Source organism: Leifsonia sp. GW821-FHT13C05 (assembly GCF_058806515.1).
Genome location: NZ_JBXAPT010000005.1, coordinates 253,905 through 274,781 on the forward strand (window position 1 = coordinate 253,905; position 20,877 = coordinate 274,781).

General features: G+C 69.5%; 23 protein-coding genes. 6 read left to right on the forward strand and 17 right to left on the reverse strand.

Annotation, left to right across the window (positions count from 1 at the left end):
* Positions 1 to 24: 24 nt before the first annotated feature.
* Positions 25 to 621, forward strand: a complete 597-nt coding sequence (locus tag AC1ROC_RS15230) for a TetR/AcrR family transcriptional regulator (protein ID WP_493001162.1) — start codon at positions 25 to 27, stop codon at positions 619 to 621.
* A 15-nt stretch (positions 622 to 636) separates the two neighbouring features.
* Here AC1ROC_RS15230 and AC1ROC_RS15235 read toward each other — a convergent pair whose 3' ends face one another.
* Positions 637 to 1,557 (reverse strand): NADP-dependent oxidoreductase, encoded by a 921-nt coding sequence (locus AC1ROC_RS15235; protein WP_493001164.1) that lies wholly within the window; start codon positions 1,555 to 1,557, stop codon positions 637 to 639.
* A gap of 112 nt (positions 1,558 to 1,669) precedes the next feature.
* Between AC1ROC_RS15235 and AC1ROC_RS15240 the strand changes: the two genes are divergently transcribed.
* From AC1ROC_RS15240 to AC1ROC_RS15255, 4 genes are all read left to right on the forward strand, one after another.
* Positions 1,670 to 2,170: a MarR family winged helix-turn-helix transcriptional regulator gene (locus AC1ROC_RS15240; protein ID WP_493001166.1), complete on the forward strand. Its 501-nt coding sequence runs from the start codon at positions 1,670 to 1,672 to the stop codon at positions 2,168 to 2,170.
* A 70-nt stretch (positions 2,171 to 2,240) separates the two neighbouring features.
* Positions 2,241 to 2,825 (forward strand): TetR/AcrR family transcriptional regulator, encoded by a 585-nt coding sequence (locus tag AC1ROC_RS15245; RefSeq protein ID WP_085369923.1) that lies wholly within the window; start codon positions 2,241 to 2,243, stop codon positions 2,823 to 2,825.
* An 81-nt stretch (positions 2,826 to 2,906) separates the two neighbouring features.
* Positions 2,907 to 4,049, forward strand: a complete 1,143-nt coding sequence (locus tag AC1ROC_RS15250; protein WP_493001169.1) for an ABC transporter permease — start codon at positions 2,907 to 2,909, stop codon at positions 4,047 to 4,049.
* 90 nt (positions 4,050 to 4,139) lie between these two features.
* The gene (locus AC1ROC_RS15255) at positions 4,140 to 4,739 is read left to right on the forward strand and encodes an ABC transporter ATP-binding protein (protein WP_493001171.1); all 600 of its coding nucleotides are present in this window, start codon (positions 4,140 to 4,142) and stop codon (positions 4,737 to 4,739) included.
* Here AC1ROC_RS15255 and AC1ROC_RS15260 read toward each other — a convergent pair.
* The 14 genes from AC1ROC_RS15260 to AC1ROC_RS15325 all read right to left on the reverse strand — a co-directional run bounded on the left by AC1ROC_RS15260 (position 4,723) and on the right by AC1ROC_RS15325 (position 18,076).
* Positions 4,723 to 5,568, reverse strand: coding sequence for a helix-turn-helix transcriptional regulator (locus tag AC1ROC_RS15260; RefSeq protein WP_085369926.1), 846 nt, complete (start codon positions 5,566 to 5,568; stop codon positions 4,723 to 4,725). The genes AC1ROC_RS15255 and AC1ROC_RS15260 overlap by 17 nt on opposite strands.
* A 26-nt stretch (positions 5,569 to 5,594) precedes the next feature.
* Positions 5,595 to 6,515 (reverse strand): NAD-dependent epimerase/dehydratase family protein, encoded by a 921-nt coding sequence (locus AC1ROC_RS15265; protein ID WP_493001173.1) that lies wholly within the window; start codon positions 6,513 to 6,515, stop codon positions 5,595 to 5,597.
* Entirely contained in the window at positions 6,512 to 7,105 is a 594-nt protein-coding gene (locus tag AC1ROC_RS15270) for a dihydrofolate reductase family protein (protein WP_493001175.1), read from the reverse strand. Before AC1ROC_RS15270 ends, AC1ROC_RS15265 begins: the two co-directional genes overlap by 4 nt.
* Positions 7,102 to 8,505 (reverse strand): FAD-binding oxidoreductase, encoded by a 1,404-nt coding sequence (locus AC1ROC_RS15275; protein WP_493001177.1) that lies wholly within the window; start codon positions 8,503 to 8,505, stop codon positions 7,102 to 7,104. The genes AC1ROC_RS15270 and AC1ROC_RS15275 overlap by 4 nt, the downstream gene beginning before the upstream one ends.
* A gap of 104 nt (positions 8,506 to 8,609) precedes the next feature.
* The gene (locus AC1ROC_RS15280) at positions 8,610 to 9,110 is read right to left on the reverse strand and encodes a flavin reductase family protein (protein ID WP_493001179.1); all 501 of its coding nucleotides are present in this window, start codon (positions 9,108 to 9,110) and stop codon (positions 8,610 to 8,612) included.
* Between the two features lie 5 nt (positions 9,111 to 9,115).
* A complete protein-coding gene (locus AC1ROC_RS15285) occupies positions 9,116 to 9,610 on the reverse strand; it encodes an NADPH-dependent FMN reductase (protein ID WP_493001181.1) in 495 nt (164 codons plus the stop codon).
* A complete protein-coding gene (locus AC1ROC_RS15290; RefSeq protein ID WP_493001183.1) occupies positions 9,610 to 11,400 on the reverse strand; it encodes an MDR family MFS transporter in 1,791 nt (596 codons plus the stop codon). Before AC1ROC_RS15290 ends, AC1ROC_RS15285 begins: the two co-directional genes overlap by 1 nt.
* Position 11,401: 1 nt before the next feature.
* Positions 11,402 to 12,727 carry an NtaA/DmoA family FMN-dependent monooxygenase gene (locus AC1ROC_RS15295; RefSeq protein WP_247597397.1) on the reverse strand — a complete coding sequence of 442 codons (1,326 nt, stop codon included), beginning with the start codon at positions 12,725 to 12,727 and terminating at the stop codon, positions 11,402 to 11,404.
* Between the two features lie 5 nt (positions 12,728 to 12,732).
* Positions 12,733 to 13,392 (reverse strand): cysteine hydrolase family protein, encoded by a 660-nt coding sequence (locus tag AC1ROC_RS15300; protein ID WP_493001185.1) that lies wholly within the window; start codon positions 13,390 to 13,392, stop codon positions 12,733 to 12,735.
* Entirely contained in the window at positions 13,389 to 14,453 is a 1,065-nt protein-coding gene (locus tag AC1ROC_RS15305; RefSeq protein WP_168688445.1) for an LLM class flavin-dependent oxidoreductase, read from the reverse strand. Before AC1ROC_RS15305 ends, AC1ROC_RS15300 begins: the two co-directional genes overlap by 4 nt.
* Before the next feature lie 97 nt (positions 14,454 to 14,550).
* Complete coding sequence (locus AC1ROC_RS15310; RefSeq protein WP_434951121.1) at positions 14,551 to 15,663, reverse strand: ABC transporter substrate-binding protein; 1,113 nt, start codon at positions 15,661 to 15,663, stop codon at positions 14,551 to 14,553.
* Positions 15,664 to 15,789: 126 nt separating this feature from the next.
* Complete coding sequence (locus tag AC1ROC_RS15315) at positions 15,790 to 16,650, reverse strand: ABC transporter permease (RefSeq protein ID WP_493001186.1); 861 nt, start codon at positions 16,648 to 16,650, stop codon at positions 15,790 to 15,792.
* A gap of 11 nt (positions 16,651 to 16,661) precedes the next feature.
* On the reverse strand, positions 16,662 to 17,492 hold the full coding sequence (locus tag AC1ROC_RS15320; protein WP_493001187.1) for an ABC transporter ATP-binding protein: 831 nt from the start codon (positions 17,490 to 17,492) through the stop codon (positions 16,662 to 16,664).
* Between the two features lie 158 nt (positions 17,493 to 17,650).
* Positions 17,651 to 18,076, reverse strand: a complete 426-nt coding sequence (locus tag AC1ROC_RS15325) for a hypothetical protein (RefSeq protein ID WP_085369547.1) — start codon at positions 18,074 to 18,076, stop codon at positions 17,651 to 17,653.
* 72 nt (positions 18,077 to 18,148) lie between these two features.
* On the opposite strand from AC1ROC_RS15325, the gene AC1ROC_RS15330 reads away from it, so the two are divergent.
* Positions 18,149 to 18,910 (forward strand): alpha/beta fold hydrolase, encoded by a 762-nt coding sequence (locus tag AC1ROC_RS15330; protein WP_493001188.1) that lies wholly within the window; start codon positions 18,149 to 18,151, stop codon positions 18,908 to 18,910.
* On the opposite strand, the gene AC1ROC_RS15335 is transcribed toward AC1ROC_RS15330, so the two are convergent.
* Positions 18,911 to 19,525, reverse strand: a complete 615-nt coding sequence (locus tag AC1ROC_RS15335) for an HAD family hydrolase (RefSeq protein ID WP_493001189.1) — start codon at positions 19,523 to 19,525, stop codon at positions 18,911 to 18,913.
* 39 nt (positions 19,526 to 19,564) lie between these two features.
* The gene (locus AC1ROC_RS15340) at positions 19,565 to 20,761 is read right to left on the reverse strand and encodes an ice-binding family protein (RefSeq protein WP_493001190.1); all 1,197 of its coding nucleotides are present in this window, start codon (positions 20,759 to 20,761) and stop codon (positions 19,565 to 19,567) included.
* Positions 20,762 to 20,877 lie beyond the last annotated feature (116 nt).

The following is a 20,877-nucleotide window of genomic DNA, read 5'->3' on the forward strand; positions in this document are numbered from 1 at the left end:
CCCATGAGTTGGTATTCTGTGAGGATGGCATGGGACACCGACGGCACGCAGCGCCGACTCCGCGACGCCGCTCTCGTCGAGTTCGCCGAACACGGTTTCGAGGGCACGACCGTCGCCGCCATCGCCTCCCGGTCCGGTGTCAACAAGGAGAGGCTCTACCGCTACTTCGGCGACAAGGAGGCCCTCTGGAACCTGGTGCTGACCACCGAGCTGGAGCGCCTGTCCGCTGCCGTCACCCTCACCGGGGCCGGGCTGGACGACATCGGTGAGTTCGCCGGTGCGACCTACGACTACCACTCGGCGCATCCGGAACTGGGCCGTCTGCTGCAGTGGGAGGGCCTGCAGGCCGGTCCGCCCGCCCACGCCGAGGTGCGCACGGAGCACTACCGCGAGAAGGTGGCCCGCTTCGCCGCCGCCCAGCGTGACGGCTTGATCAACCAGGCGATCGACCCCGCGCACCTCGTCTTCTCCCTGATCGCACTGGCGGCGTGGTGGCAGACGGTGCCTCAGCTGGCCGAGATGATCACCGGCGCTGGGCCGGACGACCAGGATGAGCGTGCGGCACGCCGCCGCTTCGTGGTGGAGGCGGCGCGGCGGCTGGCGTCACCAGCCCGCCGCTGACCATCCGTTCTCCCGTCACTGCGGAACCACGACGACCTTCCCGCGAAGGTCCCCGGCCGCGACCTCCGGAAGCTCGCTCAGCGGAACGCGCTTGGCGACCTCGACGGTCAGCTCTCCGCTGTCGACGAGTGCCACCAGCTGCGCCAGCTGGTCCACCCTCGCTTCCACGAAGACTCCGGCCGTGCGGACACCCCGGCTGTCGTCGCCCGGCGTGGTCATCCACGCGGTCGTCGCGACGACGATGCCGCCGTCGCGCACCAGCGGAACGAGCGCCTCGAACTCCTCCTCGCCGATCGGCGCGAGGTTGAGAAGCACGTCGACGGGCTCGCCGACCGACTCGACGATCCCGGATGCGGTGTGATCGATCACCTCGTCCGCTCCGGCCGCCAGCACACTCGCCCTGCTGCGCGGGCTGGCCGTGGCGATCACGTGTGCTCCCGCCCGCTTCGCGAGCTGGATGGCGTATCCGCCGACCGCTCCCCCGGCTCCGACGATCAGCAAACGCTGACCGCCCTGGAGGTCGGCGAGGTCGAACAGGGCCTGCCAGGCCGTGAGCGCCACCGATGGCAGCGCTGCCGCATCCGGAAGCGGGATCCGCGAGGGAGCCGCAGCGAGCACGGCCGCCGGCGCCACGACATACTCGGCCGCGGAGCCGTCCTCCCCCATCGGGAGGAACCCGACGACCGCGTCGCCGACCCGGAAACCGCTGACTCCGCCGCCCAGCTCCTCGACCGTCCCTGAGACGTCGTAGCTGGGGACGTGCGGCAGCGTCACCGGGAAGGGCAGCGTGCCGCTCCGGATGCCGCTGTCCGCGGGGTTGACCGCGGAGCCGGCCACCCGGATGAGCACCTGGCCATCTCCGGCGACGGGCCGGTCCGCCTCTTCGTAGCGGAGCACATCCGGTCCGCCGAACTCGTGGAAACGCACTGCCTTCATGGTTATCGTCCTCTCGTTGATTGCTTCGAATCCGAAGCACATGAGGGACGATAGCACTGCTTCGAGTTCGTAGCAACTACTTTGACTTCGTAGCAACTGTTACAGTTGCCGCATGTCCGAATCGCCCCGCTCCCTCGACCAGACCGAGCTGGGTGCCTACTTCGCGCTCATCGAGGTCAGTAGCCTGCTCCGCCACGCGGTCGAACAGCAGCTGCGCGAAGCCGGCGACCTCAGCTACGTGCAGTTCCAGCTGCTCGCACGCCTCGGCGACTCCCCGACGGGCAGCCACCGGATGACCGACCTCGCCGACGGCGTCGTCTATAGCCGCAGCGGCCTCACCTACCAGGCACAGGTGCTCGACGAGCGCGGACTGGTGACTCGCGCACCATCGGCCGACGACGAACGCAGCACCACCGTCACGATCACCGACGCGGGCCGCGACGCCCTCTCCCGCGTCTTCCCCGGCCACATCGCCGTGCTCGACGAGCTGCTCTACGACCCCCTCTCCCGGGCAGACGTCGAAGCGCTCGCACGCATCCTGGGAGCGGTCCGCGACCACATGCGCTCGGCCCCTCCCCGCTCGGCCGCGCCGCGGCGCCGCGCGGCGCGCTGAGGTCCGCTCCGCGCGCCGGCGCCGCTCCCAGGCCAGAAGGTCGCCTGGACAACGGAGGCATAATGAGCGGATGCCGAAGATCTCCGCCCCCACCGTCGCCGAGCATCGCGTCGCGCAGCGCGCAGCCCTCCTGACGGCGACAGAACACCTCCTCGTCGAGGCCGGACTCGCCGGGGTCACCCCGCGGTCGATCGCCGAACGCGCCGGACTCGCGCGGTCGAGCTTCTACGAGTACTTCGGCTCCCGCGACGACATCCTGGCCGCCGTCGCCATCGCGGCATTCGATCGCTGGGCAGAGGAGATCGACGACGCGCTGGCCGGAGTGCCGGAATCCGACCGGATGCGCGCATACGTCGAGGCGACCATGCGCATGACCGCGGACGGCAAGCACTCCATCGCGTCCATCCTGCAGCAGGCGGACATCTCGCCAACCAAGTACGACGACATCATGGCTCTGCACACCACGCTGCTGCGACCCATCAACACCCTTCTCCGCGAGACGGGTGTGCCCGACCCGGATGCGCACGCGACCCTCATCCAGGGCCTCCTGAACGCCGGCGTGCAGCTCGTCACCCACGGCGTCGACCCGGATGCTGCGACCGCCATGATCGCCGGCCTCCTCGCGAAAGGACTGCCCGCAGACGCGCCGATTTGAGTTCAGCGAGGTTTAGTGACAGGCTGTCGGTATCTTTACCGACACACTGTCGGTACCCCTCGCCCTCTCCAAGGATGTGTCATGTTCCTCGCTCTGCGCGAACTGCGGTTCGCTCGAGGCCGCTTCACCCTGATGGGCATCGTGATCGCACTGATCGCCGTGCTCGTGGTGCTGCTCTCCGGCCTCTCCTCCGGTCTCGTCAACGACGGTGTCTCCGGCCTGAAATCCATGCCGGCCACCGCGTTCGCCTTCGACAAAGGCACCATCACCGACAACGCCTTCAGCCGGTCGCTCGTCGACAAGAAGCAGCTGAACTCCTGGCAGGATGCCGACGGCGTCGCTGAGGCGGAGCCGATGGGCGTCAGCATCGTCAACGGCGTCACAGGCTCCGACAAGCAGGTGGACCTCACTCTGTTCGGCGTCGAGCCTGGCGGCTTCCTCGACCCCGCCGTCTCCAGCGGAACCCGGCTCTCCGGCCCGGCGGGAATCGTCGTGTCCGAGACCGCGAAGGACGCCGGGCTGAAGCTCGGCAGCACGGTGAAGCTGGATCGCTCGAACGTGGAGTTGACCGTCGTCGGCTTCACCGAAGGCCAGGCGACCTTCGGCCACGTGGACGTCGCGTACCTCCCCATCGGCACCTGGCAGCTGATCGCCTCGAACACGGCCCCGGCCGGTGCGCCGACCCAGGCCGCGATCGACCAGGTCGCATACGACTACTCGAGCGTCGTCGCCATCAAGGCGAAAGACGGCGTCACCCCCGACTTCGCCGCGATCGACAAGACGGCGGGCACCATGACGATGACACGCACAGCCGCATTCAACGCCTCCCCCGGCTACGAGGCCGAGACGATGACGCTGACCATGATCCAGGTGTTCCTCTACGCCATCTGCGCCCTCGTGGTCGGAGCGTTCTTCACGGTGTGGACCATCCAGCGCACCCACGAGATCGCCGTGCTGCGGGCGGTCGGCGCATCCACCGGCTACCTCCTGCGTGACAGCCTCGCCCAGGGAACGATCCTGCTCGTCGGCTTCACCGCCCTCGGCGTCGCAGCGGGTGTCGGGATGGGCGCGCTCATGCCGGACGCCATGCCGTTCGACCTGGAGGCCGGCCCGATCGCCATCGCCTCCCTTCTCACCATCGTCCTCGGGATCATCGGAGCCGGGATCGCCGTCCTCCGCATCTCCCGAGTCGACCCCATCACCGCTCTCGGAGGACAACGATGACCGGAAACACCACCACCCCAGCACTCGAGATCGTCGGAGTCCCGCCTCGAACTCGGCGACGGAGACGCCCGCGTCACCGCCCTCGACGACGTGTCGCTCACCGTCCAGCCCGGCGAGTTCGTCGCCGTCGTCGGTCCATCCGGCTCCGGCAAGTCGTCCCTTCTCGCGATCGCGGGAGCGCTCGGCCGGCCGGACAGCGGAACGGTGCGCATCCACGGCACGGACATCACCGCGCTCAGCAAAGGCGCGGCGGCACGCTTCCGCCTGTCGACGATCGGCTTCGTCTTCCAGTCCGGGAACCTCCTGCCCGCCCTGACGGCCTCCGACCAGTTGCGACTCACCGCCCGCCTCGCAGGCAACCGCGACGCGGACCCCGCAGCCCTCCTCGACGCGGTCGGCATGAGCCACCGCGCGGGCAACCGTCCCGGCCAGCTCTCCGGCGGCGAACGCCAGCGCGTCGGCATCGCCCGCGCCCTGGTGAACAACCCGTCCCTCCTCCTCGTCGACGAGCCGACGGCAGCGCTCGACCGCGCGCGCAGCCACGAGGTGGTGAGCCTCCTGGCCGAGCGAGCCCACGCATCCGGAGTCGCCGTCGTCATGGTCACCCACGACCGCGACGTCCTCGACTACTGCGATCGGGTGCTGGAGATGACCGACGGCCGGTTGGCGGAGCTCAGCCCGGTGGTGTGAGCGGACGCGCCGTGCGGGTCGCGAGGAACGGCAGATACGACGCCGCGTGATCGTGCCCGCACGCGCACCGCTCCACGTCTCCGTGCAGCAGCTGCCGCGGCGTCAGACCGGTCAGCCGCAGGCACTCGCGGTTGAGGTGGGCCTGGTCGGCGTATCCGGCGTCGACCGCCAGCCCCGCGATGCCGTCGTCTCCGCGCCTGCCGCTCGGGGCGATCCCGGCCTGCGCCAGCGCGAGGAAGCCCTGGAACCGCAGCGTTCGCTGCAGCACCTTCGGGCTGAGGCCCACCACCTGCAGGGAGCGGCGGCGAAGCTGGCTCTCGGAGAGCGCGACGTGTTCGGCGACGTCCCCGATCCCGACGGGATGCCAGGGCATCAGCACCGCCACCGCCTCCCGCACCTGGCGGTCGCCGCCGCGCTCCGCCCTCCGGAACTCGTGGAGGAGCGTCTCTTCGAGCACGGCGACCGCTCGGCGCACATCCCCCGCCTCCGCCATCCGGTCGGAGAGCCGGTCGGCCAGGCCGCCCCAGGCGTCGCGCAGAACGATCCGCGTGTCCACCAGCTCGTCCAGTACCACGGGCAGCGGCGGCGGAGCACCGGGGAAGAACCGCACCCCCACGATGGTCGTGTGCGGCGGGATGCACTCGATGCTGTGCGCTGTGAGCGGCCCGATCATGGTCGGCGCGCCACCGATCGGGATGTGCAGCTCGACACCCCCGGTCGGCAGGTGCCGCTGCACGTACGGAGCGTCGCCGGTGCGGTGCACCCACACGGTCCGGATCACGTGCGCGAGCGCAGGGGATGGCCGCCGCTCGATGTACGACTCCGTCATCCGTGGCACCTCCCCACCCGCGAATACTAACGGTCGTTGCCTGCGCGCCAGGCGACGTAATCGGCCACCGCCGCCCGCAGGCCGAACCGCGGCGCGAACCCGGTGGCGGCCGTGAGCCGCCGGATGTCGAGGTACGGATCGTTGCCCGCGTCGGAGGAACGCCCGTCCAGCAGGTCGACCCTGGTGCCCGGCAGCGCGGCAGCGAGCGCTTCGGCCAGTTCCCGGTTGGTGTAGCGCGTGCCACTCGACACGTTGTACGCCGTGTGCCCGAGCGTGGCGGCGGTCACCAGCAGCGCGATCGCCCTTCCGCTGTCCGGCGCGTATCCCCAGTCGCCGCCGTCGTCGGCGTACAGCGGAGGCGGTTGCTCTCCCCTGCGGAGCGCTCCCACGTATGGCGGGATGATGTTGAACGGCGACTCCGGATCCATCAGCGGCCCCCAGGTGCCGCCGATGCGCAGCAGCACGGGCTGCACACCGGTCCCCGCGAGGGCTAACAGGGTGAGCGGCTCGACCGCCTTCTTGAACGCGACGATCGCGTGCGGCAGGTCAGCGAGCGGGAGCGCCAGTTCCTCGTCCCACGGGATCTCCGGGCGCCCGGTGTAGACCCCGATGCTGCTCGCGACCGCGAACCGGCGCACCGACCACGTCTGCGCCGCCTCCAGCATGGTGAGCAGCCCGGCCAGGTCGTGCCGGAAGAACGCGAGAGGGTCGCCGTCCGGGATGCTCCCGGCGAGGTGCACGATGTCCCGGATGTCGTACCGTTCCCCCAGAGCCAGAACCGCGTCCCTGTCTCTGACGTCGATCGTCTCCACCTGCACGCGCCCAGCGAGGAACGACGGGATGCGCGTGGAGCGGTGCGCGGTCACCACCACCTCCTCCCCGCTGTCGGCGAGGGCGGCGGCGGTGTGCGCCCCGATCATCCCGAGCCCTCCGGTGACCAGGATCATCGCTCGACCTCGAAGTGCAGGTGGGTGACGTCCGGCGCGGACACGACCTCCAGGATGCGCAGCCGGATGTGGCCGGGCAGTTCGTGGAAGAAGCGACGGCCGGCCCCGAGCAGGATGGGCACCTGGTGCAGGATCAGCTCGTCCACAACCCCCGCCGCGAGGGCCTCGGTCACGAGCACCCCGCCCATCAGGCCGACGTCCTTACCGCCGGCCGCGCGTTTGGCCGCAGCGACCGCATCCACGATCCCGGTGCTCACGATGGTCTGACGCTCGTTCTCCGGCGGGAACGCCGAATGGCTGAGCACCACGAGCGGGGCGGTGGGGTGCGGTGCCCCTCCCGCGAAGTCGTTGGAATCCGTGTACGTGGTGTGACCGGCGAGGGTTGCGCCCACCCGGGAGGCGAGCTCGTCGAAGACGCGAGCGCTCGGCTCTGTCAGCCGGAACCCGTCGAACACGCTGCTTTGCACGTCGCCGCTGCCGTACCAGTCGAAGAGCGCTCCGCCGTCTCCGAGCCCGCGGCCGGGACCGGGATCGCGCCCGGTGATGTACCCGTCGACGGAGACGGACAGGCCGCAGATGACTTTGCTCATGATCGAACCTCTTTCGTGTCGTGTTTCGTGGTGCCCGGATCGATCGCTTGCGGGAAGCGGAAGAAGCCGTGCGGGTCGTAGTGCCGCTTCACCTCCGCGAGACGCGCGGCGTTGCCCGCGTGGTACGCCGCGACGGGATCGGTCAGGGCGGCATCCGGGAAGTTCGGGTAGACCCGGCCGGACGCCTCCGGATGCGCTGTCGTCCACGACACGTCGACCCAGTCGTCTCCCGGCGCGGCGGCGTGCTCGAGGAGGAAGCGCTGGCCGCGGTGTGCGAAGGCCGTCTCGTGCTCGGCGACACGGTCGTATCCGCCGCCCATCGGGGTGAAGGTCAGCCGGCGCGTGCCGCTTCCCCGCTCCGCGGTGCTGGTGGCTGTGGCGGTGGCGGTGAGCGCCGTGACTAGCCGGACGAGCGTCCCCTCGCCCAGCTCCCCGTCGAAGAACTCCGACCGGATGCGCAGCGGCTGTCCGTCCGCTGCGCGCGCGTCGTCGGCGAGCGTGTCTTTGAGAGTAGAGAACGGCATCGACCCGCTCAGCCGCAGCTCGATCGGCACCGACACCGTGGCAGCGAACGCATCCAGCAGCTCGCGGGTGTGCGCCACCGGGAGAGTGGATGCGCCGGACACGCGCACCAGAACACCCGACCCACCGGATGCGCCCTCGACCGTGAGGCAGACGGTGAGCGCATCCGGAGCACCGGGAGCCCACCGCTGCCACGCCCCGATCATCCCGGCGGCCGCATCGAGATCGAGGACGTGCAGGCGTGCATCCACCCGCACGGTGTCGGGTTCGGCGATGGTGGCGAACCGGAACGAGGTCACCACCCCGAACTGCCCTCCTCCCGCGCCGCGCAGCGCCCAGAACAGGTCGGGTTCGCGTTCGGCGTCGCAGTCGACCACCGCGCCGTCGGCGAGCACGACGCGCGCGCCGACCAGCCGGTCGGAGGTGAGCCCGGCCGAGCGGCCGAGCAACCCGATCCCGCCGCCGAGGGTGAGACCGGCGATCCCGACACCGGCGCCGCAGCCGCCGGGAAGCGTGCGACCGTGCGCGCAGAGCGCCCGGTACACCTGCCCGAGACGGGCGCCGGCGCCGATCGACGCCGTCCCGTCGCTCCGTACGTCGATCCCCGACAGTGCGGAGAGGTCGAGCACCATGCCATCCGTGCTCGACCGCCCGGCGAAGCAATGTCCTCCGCCGCGCGGGGCCAGGCGAAGGCCCGAGCGGGCGGCGTACCGGACAGCGGCGACCGCATCCCGTTCGGAGCGGCACAGCACGATCGCGCGGGGCCGCACATCGGCGAAGGCGACGTTGCGCGGCCGCCGCACGTCGTCGTATCCGGCGACGCCCGGGGTCAGCAGTTCCCCGTCGAGCGTGGCACCGAGCACTCCGAGATCGGACATGGCTCGACCATAGAAGCGGGCGGGGGTGCCCCTCTTGAACAAATCGTGCACGGGAGCCGAGCCCTGACTGCGCACGCGCGTGGGCGGACGGCTCTCGTCCGGACCTACCCCTGCAAGATCTTCACCCGACGCTGGTGCCACACGATCGGCGTCGGGAGCTCGTCGCTCATCATGGCGAGGACGCGGAGCACGATGATGTCGTGGTCGCCCGCCGGATAGCTGTGCTCCACCACGCACTCCAGCCAGGTGGGCGAGCCCTCCAGGAAGACCGCGCCGGAGCCGACCTCGGCCTTGCGCACCCCGAGGAGCCTGTTCCTCTTGTCGCGAGAGGCGAGCTGGCTGGTCTTCTCGGCGTGACCCTCTCCGAGGATGGACACTCCGATCACCGGCGCCGCCGCGAGTTGCGGCCAGGTGGTCGAGCTGCGCTGCGCTGCGAACGACACCATCGGCGGTTCGTAGGACACTCCGACCGAGAAGGACGACGCGATCATCACCACCGCCTCCCCGTCGATCGACGCGGCGAGGGCGGCGACCCCGGAGGGGAAGCCGGAGAAGGCCGCGCGCATCTCTGCCGGGTCGGTGGTGAAGTCGTACATCATGGTCATGGCGATCACTTCTCTCGAACGAAACCGAGGATGGCGGGTGCCCACGCGGCGGCCCACGTGTCGAGCGAGCCCTCGTCCGCGTAGCGCGAATCGAGTTGGTAGAGGCCCTGGGCCGGGCAGATCGCCCCGAGCTCCACGAGTACCGGCTTGAGGCTGAGTTCCGGCGCGAGCGCGTGAGCGGGGCCGGCGCCGAGCATCACCGGCACCGCGACCTGACCGGCCAGGCCGGTTCCCGTCGCGAACTGGTCGAGGAAGAGCTTGAGCAGGCCGGTGTACGTGCCTTTGAACGTGGGCGACGCGGCGATGACGATGTCTGCGCGCTGCACGTGCGCCACCGCGTCGGCGACCAGCGGGTCGCCGAACCCGAGCAGGCCGGCCCCCAGTTCGGACACCTCCACGGTCGTCGACGTGGCACCGAGCGCTGCGGCGAGGCGCTCGGCGGCGTCACGGGTGCGGGAATGGGGTTTCGGGTTGCCAACGATGACTGCTGCTGTGACCATCAGACCTTCGTCCGTTCTACTCGGTGCTGGATTTCTGTCTCTCCGTGCCGGCTTTCGGCGAGGAGCGACCGGGCGCCGCGCTCGTCCTCGCGCATCGCGTCGATCAACTCGTCGGCGTTCGCGAACGTGCGCTGGGCGCGGATGAACCGGTCGGTGCTCACCTCTGCGCGCAGTCCGTACAGGTCGCCATCGAAGTCGAGGACGTGCACTTCGATCGTGTGCGCGCGACCGGGGAAGGTGTCGTTCGTCCCGATCGAGACGAGCGCAGGCAGTGGATCCGGCCACGAATCCGCACGGAACCCGCCGAAGTAGACCCCATCGGCAGGCGCGGCGACCGGATGCTCGACCGCCAGGTTCGCCGTCGGGTAACCGAGTCCGTGCCCAGCGCCCTCACCGGGCACCACGACGCCCACGAGGAGGCCGCTCACCTCGGGCTTCGGCGGCGTGAGCCGGAGCAGCGACGCTGCCACGACGCTCAGCACCCCCACGGCGGCGAGCACGCCGAGCGCGACGGCGTTGCCCGCGGCTGCGAGCACCACAGCGGTGACCGCGCTGCCGAGGACGGCGCCGAGCTGTTTCAGCGAGTTGAAGGTGCCGGAGGCCGCTCCGACCGACGACCGGTCGACCGAGGTCACCGTCGCGATCGAGAATGGCGACCAAATGAACGAGTTGGCGATCCCGAACAGCGCGAACGCGACCGAGATCGTCCAGAGCGGAGCCGCCACCGCGATGAGCGCAGCCGTGCCGCCGATCGAGACGACGAGCGCCACGGCTCCGATGATCGCGACCACGCGAGGCCCGACCGAGTTGTTCATCGCGGCCGAGATCGGCGCTGCGACGAGGCAGACGACACCCATCGGCACCAGCACGAGCGACGCGGTCAGCACAGCCAGCCCTCGGTCGTCCTGCAGGGCGAGCATGAGCGGGATGGGCGCCGAGCCGACGCAGAACGCGGCAGCCGCCGCTCCCCACGACGCGGTGACGAACCCCCGGCTGCGGAACAGCGAGAGGGGAAGGAGCGCGCGGTCGGCCGCTCGCCGCTGCAGCCAGATGACCGCAGCGACCACCAGAGCACCAGACACGGCAAGCGCCCAGCGCGGAACGCCCGCCACGGACGGCGACGACGCGACCGTACCCTGGATCCCGAGCACCAGCGCGAAGAGGCCCAGCGCGTTGCCGACCATCGCCCACAGCGGGATGCGCGCCGACCGGCGCTCGGAGACGGGCACCCAGAGCAGCACCGCGACCGCCGTGATCACCCCGATCGGAATGTTGACCGCGAAGATCGCCGGCCACCCGGCGGTCCCGACCAGCAGCCCGCCGACGAGGGGACCGGCGACGGTCGCCGCCCCGCCGACCGCTCCCCAGATCCCGAGCGCGACCGCGAGTCGCGGCGCGGTGAACAGCGACCGGATGATCGTGAGGCACTGCGGGGTCATCAGCGCCGCCCCGACACCCTGTGCGACGCGCCAGCCGATGAGCCAGCCGACCGTCGGCGCGACAGCGCACAGCAGGGATCCGACCGTGAACGCAGCGAGTCCCACGAGGTACACGCGCCGGTGCCCGAACCGGTCGCCCAGCCTGCCCGCGATCAGCAGCGGCACTGCGTATGCGATGAGGTATCCGCTGTTGACCCAGATCGCGAGGGTCTGCGTCGCGCCCAGCCCGGTCATCATCGCCGGCAGGGCCACCGACGTGATCGTGCTGTCGAGGAGCAGCATGAAGAACCCGAGGCACAGGCTGCCGAGCGCGAGCCAGTCGCGTGTCCCCTGTCGCACGACGCCGTTCACGTCACACCGCCAGGTTCTCGCGCAGCGTCGCACCCGGATAGCGCGGGGCGAGTGCGCCCCGACGCCGCAGCTCCGGCACCAGCGACTCGCTCAGCTCGGCGAGCCCGGACGGCATGGAGAGCGGGCTCGACAGCATGTACCCGCCGCGCGACCCGGTCAGCGCGAAGTTCTCCTCGAGCGCGTCCGCCACCGTCGCCGCGTCGCCGACGATCGTGTGGTCGAGGCCGGTCGCCGCCTCCCAGCCGTGCTCGAAGAACTCCGTCCTCGACATCGTGTGCTCGCCGCCGAACTCCGCGACCAGTGCACCGACGAATCCGGCCGGGCTGGCGTTGGCGGCGACGATCTCGTCCCGCAGCTCGCCGAGGCGGAACGATGCCGGCAGCGTGGAGAAGTCGTAGCCGGCGTTGTGCGACAACATGGTGCCGACCGCCTCGTCCGTCCAGAAGTCCACGACGGCGTCGCGGCGGGTCTGCGCCTCCTGCGCGGTGCGGCCGACGATCACCTGGGTCGCCCAGAGGATGCCGATGTGCGCGGGGTCGCGCCCTTCGGCCACGAGGGCTTCGTCGAGCATCCGGCGATGGCGCTGCTGCCCGGCGAGGTTGCCGCCGAAGCCGAAGATCAGGTCGGCGAACGACGCGGAGCCGGCGATCCCCCGCGGGGAGTTGCCCGCCTGCACGATCACCGGATGCACCTGCGGGCTCGGCACCGACGCCAACGGTCCCTTGACGGTGAAGAACTGCCCGTCGTGGTCGATCGCCCGCACCTTCGACGGGTCGGCGAACCGGCCCGTCGCCCTGTCGCGGATGATCGCATCCGGGGCCACCGAGTCCCACAGGGCACGGCAGACGCCGATGAACTCCTCCATGCGCTCGTAGCGCAGGTCGTGGTCGATCAGCTGCGCGTATCCGTAGTTGGCCGCATCCGCGCCGCGGCTCGACGCCACGACGTTGAACGCGATCCGGCCGCCGGTCACGTGATCGAGCGAGTTGAGCAGGCGCGCGACGTAGAACGGGTGCATGAACGTCGACGAGTACGTGAGCCCGAACCCGATGTTCTCCGTCACCGTCGACATGGCGGCGATGATCGGCGACATGTCCTGGCGCGGCCACTGGATGCCCCACTCCACGGCAGGGTCGATGCTGCCTCGCCACGTGCTGGGGATTCCAGAACCGTCGCCGAAGAAGAGCATGTCGACGCCCGCGCGCTCTGCGGTGCGGGCCACCTCCATGTACATGCGCACGTCGGGGAACTGCTGGCCGACCCACGACCCCGGTTGCGTCCAGCGGCCCTCGGTGTGGGTGAAGGAGAGGTCGTACGCGATGTGCATGCCGCTCACGATGTGGCCTTCTTCCAGAGGCCGACGACCTCGTCCACGTCCGAGATCACGGCGACGTTGAGTTCGAGCTGAGTCAGCGCGGCCTCGTGGACCGCCAGGTCGTACGCCGCTGTCGCGTCCCTCGGCACCACGACGGGCCAGTCGAGCTGCATCGCATCCTGTGCCGTTGCGTCGACGCAGCACTCGCTGGTGAGCCCGACGATGGTGAGCCAGTCGTAGCCGTTCGCCCGCAGCCGCTCGTCGAGGTCCGTGCCGAGGAAGCCGCTGTATCCGCGCTTGACCACCCGGAGCTCGTCGGCGGCGGGCTCCATCCGGTACCACTCGGCGCCGGCTGTCCCGACGATGCACGGCTCGGTCTCGCCCATCGGTGCGTCGTAGTCGCCTTCGCGCAACCAGTTGCTGGACTTCCACGGTCGGGCCGGATCGCTGCCGAGTTCCACCCAGACCACGGGCACCCCGATTTCTCTGGCGCTGTCGACCAGAGCCGCGATCCGGGAGACGGTGTCATCGAGCACGGCGACGACCTCGTCGGTCAGGCCGTACGCCCCGAGCGCAGCCGGGTCGCCGAAGTCGCGCTGCACGTCGACGACCACCAGGGCCGGCTTGCTGCCGGGGGCGGTGAGCCGGCCGAACTGGGCCTCACGGAGGGCGCTCATCGCGTGCCCGCCTCGTCGTGCGCGCGCAGGGCCGGGAGGACGGTCTCACCGAACAGCACCATGTCCTGGTCGTATTCGGGGAAGATCAGCATCAGCCCGTCGAGGTCCGCCTCGCCGACGATGTACTGGATGTGCTCCGTCACGGTCTGAGCGGACCCGGCGACGTACGCCGTCTGGAACGCGGCCTCACCGACAGCCCCGGATGCCCAGGCCCGCGCCTGGTCCTCCGGCACGCCCCAGGATGCGCGCATGTTGGCCAGCGCTTCGCGGTCGACCCCTGCTCCCCACTCCTTCACCTTCTTGTCGGCGAGCGCATCCGTCTCGTCCTGCACGACGGTGAGCATCGAGTACGTCTTGCAGGTCCGGCCGTTGGCGGCTGCACGGGCGTGAACGTCGGCGGAGAGTTCCGTCATCTCCTCCAGGCTGTCGCCCGCGAGGAACGCGCCGTCGGCGAAGCGGGCCTGGAACGCCCGCGCGGCCTCCGATTTCCCCGCGCTGATGATGGTGGGCTGCGACGAGGGGTGCGGCCGCGATTCGCAGTCGACCAGGTCGAAGTACGGGGTGTGCATGGTCACGGAGTCCTCGCTCCAGAGCCGGGTGACCGCTTCGGTCCACAGCTCCGTCATCGCGTACCGGTCGGCGTGACTGAGCGTCTCGTCCCAGATGCCGAACTGCTCGAACTCGCCCGCGTACGCGCCGTTCACGATGTTCATGCCTGCGCGACCGCCGGAGACGTCCTGCAGGGTGGCGTACATCTTCGCCGCGACGGCGGGGTTGTGAACGTTGGCGTGCATCGTCGCCCAGATCTTGACGCGATCGGTCGCCTCGGCGAGCGCCGACATCATCGTCATCGATTCGAGAGAGCGGCCCCAGTGGTCGGTGGTGCCACCGAATCCGCGCCACTTGGCCATCGACATGATGAAGTCGAGTCCGATGTTCTCGGCGTGCAGCGCGGCTCGCTTGTTCCAGGCGTATGAGGCTTCCGGATGCGGGGCGGTGGTCGAGAGCATCCACCCCCCGTTCCCGATGGGGAGGAAGATTCCATAGTCTTTCGCTGACATTCTGCGGGCCTTTCGGTGCGATTCCGTGCTGGTGCTGAGGCTGGTGGTACCCGGGGCGGGGAGGCGTTTCCCCGCCCCGGGGTCGGTGCTGTCCGGGCTACGGCGCGGGCCAGATGAGGGCGTCGCCCTTGTAGATGGCCTTGATGTACGAGTCGTCGAACCAGTCAGCTGCTTCCGTCCCGGTCACGCCGGCGGGCACGATCTCGAACTGGTGCAGCATGTCGACGAGCTTCGTGATGTTCTCCGCATCCATCCCTCCGAGCGGCTGACCGGGAGTGGGGTTGTCTGCGACGACCTGGGTCTCGGTCTTCCAGATGGTGGCGTTGAGCTTCTTGTCGTAGGTCGCTCCGCCGGACAGGTCGGCCGCGAAGCCGACGCATTTCTCGATGTTCGCGTCATTGGCCGTGCAGTACTCGTAGGCGTGCAGCGCGGCCCGGAGGACGTCCTGCACCGCGGTCGGATGCGCCTTGGCGAACGCCGGGTTCACCGCCATCGCACCGAGCGAGCTCGGGATGCCGTACTTCACCGGCTGCCAGACGGTGACCTTGTCTCCGGCCGCTTTGAGCTGGTTGGGCTCGTTCGAGATGAATCCGGTGAGGGCCGCGAGGCCGTCCTGCTTGCGGGGAAGCACCGACGGGTCGTAGCCCTCCTTGACCAGCTTCAGCGAGTTCCAGTCGACGCCGGCCTTCACCATCATCGCTTCGACGGAGGCGGGCACGTAGCCCTTGTGGCCGACCACCTGACCGTCGAGCTGCGTGAGGTCGGTGATGCCGGGGTTCGTCATCAAGATGTCGAGCCCAGCGTTCGAATAGGAGGAGATGCCCTCGATGTCGATGCCGTTCGCCCTGGCCTGGATGAGGTCCTGCTGGGAGATGGCGGACACGGTCGCCTGGCCGCTCGCGAGGAGCTTGGTGTTCTGGGCGGTGTCGCCGCTGCCCGGCTTGAGCTGCACATCCAGGCACAGGTCGGAGAAGTAGCCGAGCTTGCTAGCGGCGATGTATTCGAGGATCGACGCCGACGACTGGAACTGGTATCCGGAGAGGTAGTTGATCGTTCCGGCTGCCTTGTTCTTCGCGCAGCGGTCGGCGGAGATCGCGCTCCCGGCCGATGCGGAATCTGCCGGGGCGCCGGAGCTGCACGCGGCGACGCCGAGCGTCAGGACGACAGCGGCGACGGTCGCGAGACCGGTCTTGATGAAGCGGTGCTGCATGGGTCACTCCTTCGGGGATGGGTGGTGCAGGGGTGGTGCAGGGGGTGCTGTGGGTGGGTGGAGACACAGGACGACCGCCGTTGCCGCGGGAGCGGCAGCGTGAGGAGGTCGGTGAGCGGCGGTCGGCTAGTCCGTCGAGCTCTCGTGCCAGTGCAGGACGCGCCGCTCGATCAGCGTGATGAGTGCGAGCAGAAGGACGCCCATGACGGCGAGGACGAAGATCGAGGAGTAGACGACGGCGAGCTGGTTCATCGACGACGCGACGCTGATGACCGTGCCGAGTCCGCCGGTCGAACCGGATGCGGAGAGCTCGGCCACGACGGCGCCGATGATCGAGAGCGGGAAGACGATGCGCAGCGCGGCGAAGATGTACGGCAGCGCGTTGGGCACCCGCAGGTGCACGAGCATCTCCAGCCGGGAGGCGTTCATCGTCTTGTACACCTGCATCACCTGCTGCGGCACGGACCGGAGGCCCACCGCCGTGTTGATCAGGATCGGGAAGAAACAGATCAGGGCCGTGATGATCAGTTTCGGCAGCGGCCCGAAGCCGAACGCGACGACCAGCGCGGGAGCGATGGCGACCAGCGGCGTGACGTTGAGCACGACGGCGATCGGCATGATGGCTCTCCGCGCCACCGGCAGCTCGCTGATGAGCACGGCGACCACGAAGGCGGCGACGAAGCCGATGGCCAGCCCGGCGGTCGCCTCCCCCAGCGTGATCAGCGCGTTGCCGAGGTAGTAGCCGAGGTTGCCCGCCAGCGAGTCGCCGATGGCCTGCAGCGGCGGCAGCAGGTACGGCATGGATGCTGCGCCCCACTGCCAGAGGACGGCGAGGACGGCGAGCATCACCACCAGCGGCAGCCAGACGGCCGGCCGGATCCACGCGATCCGCGACCGGGGATGCTTCAGGCTGAACCGCGAGAGCTCGGCAGGCGGCTCGGCCTCGACGCGCTGCGACACGGGGACCCGATTCGTTGCGACAGTCATCTCGATCTCCCTCACGCCGCATCCGTCGATCGCCACGCGGTGTGCAGGCGATCTCTGATCAGGTCTTCGTATTCGTGGAACCGGCGCTCTTCGAACAGTTTCTGGTTGCGCGGGCGGGGCAGGTCGATGTCGATCACGTCGACGATGCGTCCCGGTCGCGGCGCCATGACGACGACGGTGTCCGACATGCGCACGGCTTCGGAGACGGAGTGGGTCACGAACACCACGGTCGTCTTCAGCTCGTCCCACAGGTCGAGCAGCTGGTCCTGCAGGCTCTCGCGCGTGAACTCGTCGAGCGCGGAGAACGGCTCGTCCATCAGCAGCACATCCGGTTGCAGCCCGAACGCCCGCACGATGGCGACCCGCTGCTGCATCCCGCCGGAGAGCTGGGCGGGGAGCTTGTCGGCGGCCTCGGCGAGTCCGGCGCGGTCGAGCAGTTCGAGCATGTCGGGGGCGCCGCTGCCCTCCTGGCGGGTGGCCAGGTCGCCGATGCGCTCCCGCCGCTTGGCAGCGCCAGGGTTGATCTTCCGCGGCAGCGTCACGTTCTTGAGCACGGACAACCACGGCAGGAGTGCCGGGGTCTGCGGAACCAGCCCGATCAGTTTCGCCGCTCCGGCCTCCGCGGGCGTCACGTCGTGCACCCGCACGTCTCCGCGATCGGCGGTCTCGAGGCCGGCCACGATCCGGAGGAGCGTCGACTTGCCGCATCCACTCGGCCCGATCAGGCTGACGAACTTCCCCGGTTCGATGGACAGCTGAACGTCGTTCAGCGCGATCATCGCCGACGGGCCGTATCCGTAGACCTTGCCGACGGAACCCAGCTCTACCGCTGGTGTAACCATTCGCACCCTCCATACCGTGTACGGACACACATGCCCGTTCCCAGATGGCGGAGAGCGTGCGTAGCGAGTTCGATGTCTGCCACGCGGAGTCCGCTTGTTATGACCCCAACCTATTCAGGCCGTGTTTCGTGCAGCAGCACCGCAAGATTGCGCGCACGTTAACTCTGGCGGGGCAGCGAGGCCACCTCACTGCCGTCGAACACGTAGACCTCGACGCCGAGGTCGGCGGCAGCGACGGCCACCCAGCCGTTCAGCGCCTGGGCGGTCAGCGCGGTGACCACGAGCACGGCGCGCTCCACCTCGGGAACGCTCGACCGCAGCCAGAGGAGCTTGAACATGTCGGCCATCACCTTGTTGCGATACGACGGCTTGTACGCGCCCTGGTTCGCCACGAGCTGCACCACGACGGTGCCGGCCGGATCCATCCCCTCGACTTCGACCCTCGTGCCGCCCGCCAGGGTGAGCGACCGCGGGCGCAAGGCCACACCGACGCGGTGGCTGAGTGCGACGAGCATCTCCCGCTCGATCGAACCGTCGGTGAATCGCCGCCACTCCCCAGACCCGCTCGTATTCGACGAGGACATGGCGCAAGCGTAGATGCACGACGTTTCACGGGTGTTTCCGCCCGATCGCGGCCGCCGCGCTATCGTCGTACCGTGTCAGAGTCCGCTCCCGTCATCGTCGAGTTCACTCACGCCGGTGCGACACTGATCGCCGAGGAACGCGGCGACGGGCGCCCGGTCTTCCTGCTCATCCACGGGATCGGGATGGGCCGCAAAGTCTTCGACGGACTCGTCGACATCCTCGCCACCCACGGCCGCGTCGTCGCCATCGACCAGCCCGGATACGGGGACGCCCCTGAGCCTCCGCGCACCCTGACGATGGAGCGGACGGCCGACCTCCTCGCCGCATACCTCCGCTCGCGCGACCACGGCCCCGTCGTGGCGATCGGCCATTCGATGGGCACGCAGATCGCCACGGAACTGACCGTGCGACATCCCGCACTCGTCGAGCGACTGGTGCTGGTCGCGCCGACGGTGGACCCGAGCGCGCGCCGGCTGGCGCCCCAGCTCTGGCGGCTGCTCCGCGACCTCGCCCCGGAGAAGCCGCTCGTCCTCTACCGCGGCGGCCGCGAATACCTGCGCGCCGGCCCGAACCTCCGGCGCAAGCTGCACGCCATGCTGGTGCACCGTCCGGAACTCGTCTACCCACGGGTCGCGGTGCCGACGCTGGTGCTGCGCGGCGCCGACGACCGGGTCTGCCCGCGGCCCTGGTGCACGGAGGTGGCGGAGACCATCCCGGGCGCCCAGTACCTGGAGGTTCCCGGCCACCGGCACGAGACGATGATCCGCGAGCCGCGCGAAGCCGCGGTGAGGATCCTGGCGTTCCTGGCGCGTGCGGCCGACGGTGCTGCGTGACTATCGGCGAACGCGCTCGGGCTCGGTGACGGCGACGCCTGCCTGGATGAGCTGACGACGGAGGCCGGCGACGCCCTCGAAGCGGTGGGTTCGTATAGAGAGAGCGTCGGCGCCCACCAGTTTCGAGGCGGAGTCGTCGGTGAAGAACACGTCCTCCGCCCCGACCCCGAGGGCGTCGAGGACGTGCCGGAAGGCGCGGACGTCGGGCTTCACGTACCCGATATCGGCCGAGTTGAAGACGGCATCGAACCTGTTGCCGATACCCATCGCGGCGATCTCGGCGTGGATGGTGTCCGTCCCGTTGGTGAGCACGGCGGTCCTCAGCCCCACGGTGCGGATCTCGTCGGAAAGCTCCAGAAGTTCCTCATCGACGACCGGCGATTGAGAACCCCATTCCTCCGCGGCCGCCGCGCTGCCGACCAGCACGCCGACCCGACGTATCCAGTCGGCTCTGCTGATTCGACCTGTGGTGACGTCGTCGATCAGTGGCTGCGCGAACGCGATGCCTTCGAGCGTTCCCGCCTCAAGCCCGTGTCTCTGTTCGATGTCTGCGGCGTGCGCCGGGTCGAAGTGCCGAATCACGCCGTCGAGGTCGAAGAGCACTACGCGGATCATCCAACGATCCTCTCGCAAACGCCCGGATCGGTGAAACGGCTACTGACGGTGGGCGCCGCGGCGACGGGACAGGACGAGCGTGAGGAGGGTGCCGAACACGACCAGGGCCGCACCGCCGATCCACCAGACACCGTCAGCGTTGGAGCCGGTGTTCGCGAGTTCGCCTGCGCCGGTTGTCGGGGTGGCAACATCCTGCGGGGTCACTGGGGTTGCCGGCGTTCCTGGCGTTCCCGGCGTTCCCGGGGTTCCCACGACGGCCGCAGGGGTGATCGTCGTCGTGTAGATGGCCGACACGTCGGGCGCGACCCCGTTCGTCGCCGTGATCGTGTACGTGCTGCTGCCCGCCCCTGTCGGGGTGCCGGAGATCTCACCCGTCGCCGTGTTCAGCTGAAGCCCGGCCGGGAGGGTGCCTGCAGTCACGGCGAAGGTGGCTGCCGGCGTTCCGGATGCGGTCACGTCGAACGTGTACGGCGTTCCCACGACCCCGTCCGTCGGTGTGCCCGAGGTGATCGCCGGGCTGCCGGTGACGACGGGCGCGGCGGGAGCCGCGCATCCACTGGGCAGCGTGACCGTGTTGTCGTCGAGCGTGACGGCCGCGGTCCGAGCGAGCAGGCGTCCGCTGACGGCGGCGCCGTTGGTCGCGGTGATCGACTGGTCGGCCATGATCGTTCCGACGAAGAGAGACGAGCTCCCGAGCGTGGCCGAGCTTCCCACCTTCCAGAACACGTTGCACGACGAGGCTCCGCCGGTGAGCGTGATCGTGCTCGCGGACCCGGTGATCAGGGTGCTCGCCGCCTGGAACACCCAGACCGAGTTCGCGCTCCCGGCGAGGGTGAGGTTGCCGGTGAGAGAGAGCGCGCCGCCCGAGTAGACGCCCGGTGTGAGCGACTTGCCCGTCAGATCGCCGAGCCCCGACGTGGTCGGCGTCAAACCGGCCGCCGAATTGAATGCTGTCGTCAGGTCTGCCTGCGCCTGACCCGCGAATGCGTCGGTCTGGTGCAGGGTGCCCGTGAAGCTGCCAGCGGGAGGCCCGGTGAAACCGGTGACCGATGTGCCGGGGCTGACGCCGACATCCGCGTTGATCACGGAGGGGCCGGTGTTGGTCACCGCGCTCCCGCCGAGAACGCCGAACGACGTGGCGTCTCCCAGGTCGATGGGGCCGCTGATTGTGGTCGCGGCCTGGGCCGCGCCTCCGGCGACGAGAGCCAGACAGCCACCGGCCGCGATCGAGAGCACGATCAAACCGGAACGAATACGACGAGAACGATGCATAGTCACACGCAATCCCTCAGTTGGGAAAGGGTTATGAACAGAATGCGATACCGCCCGGTCTGCCTCTACTAACTGATGTC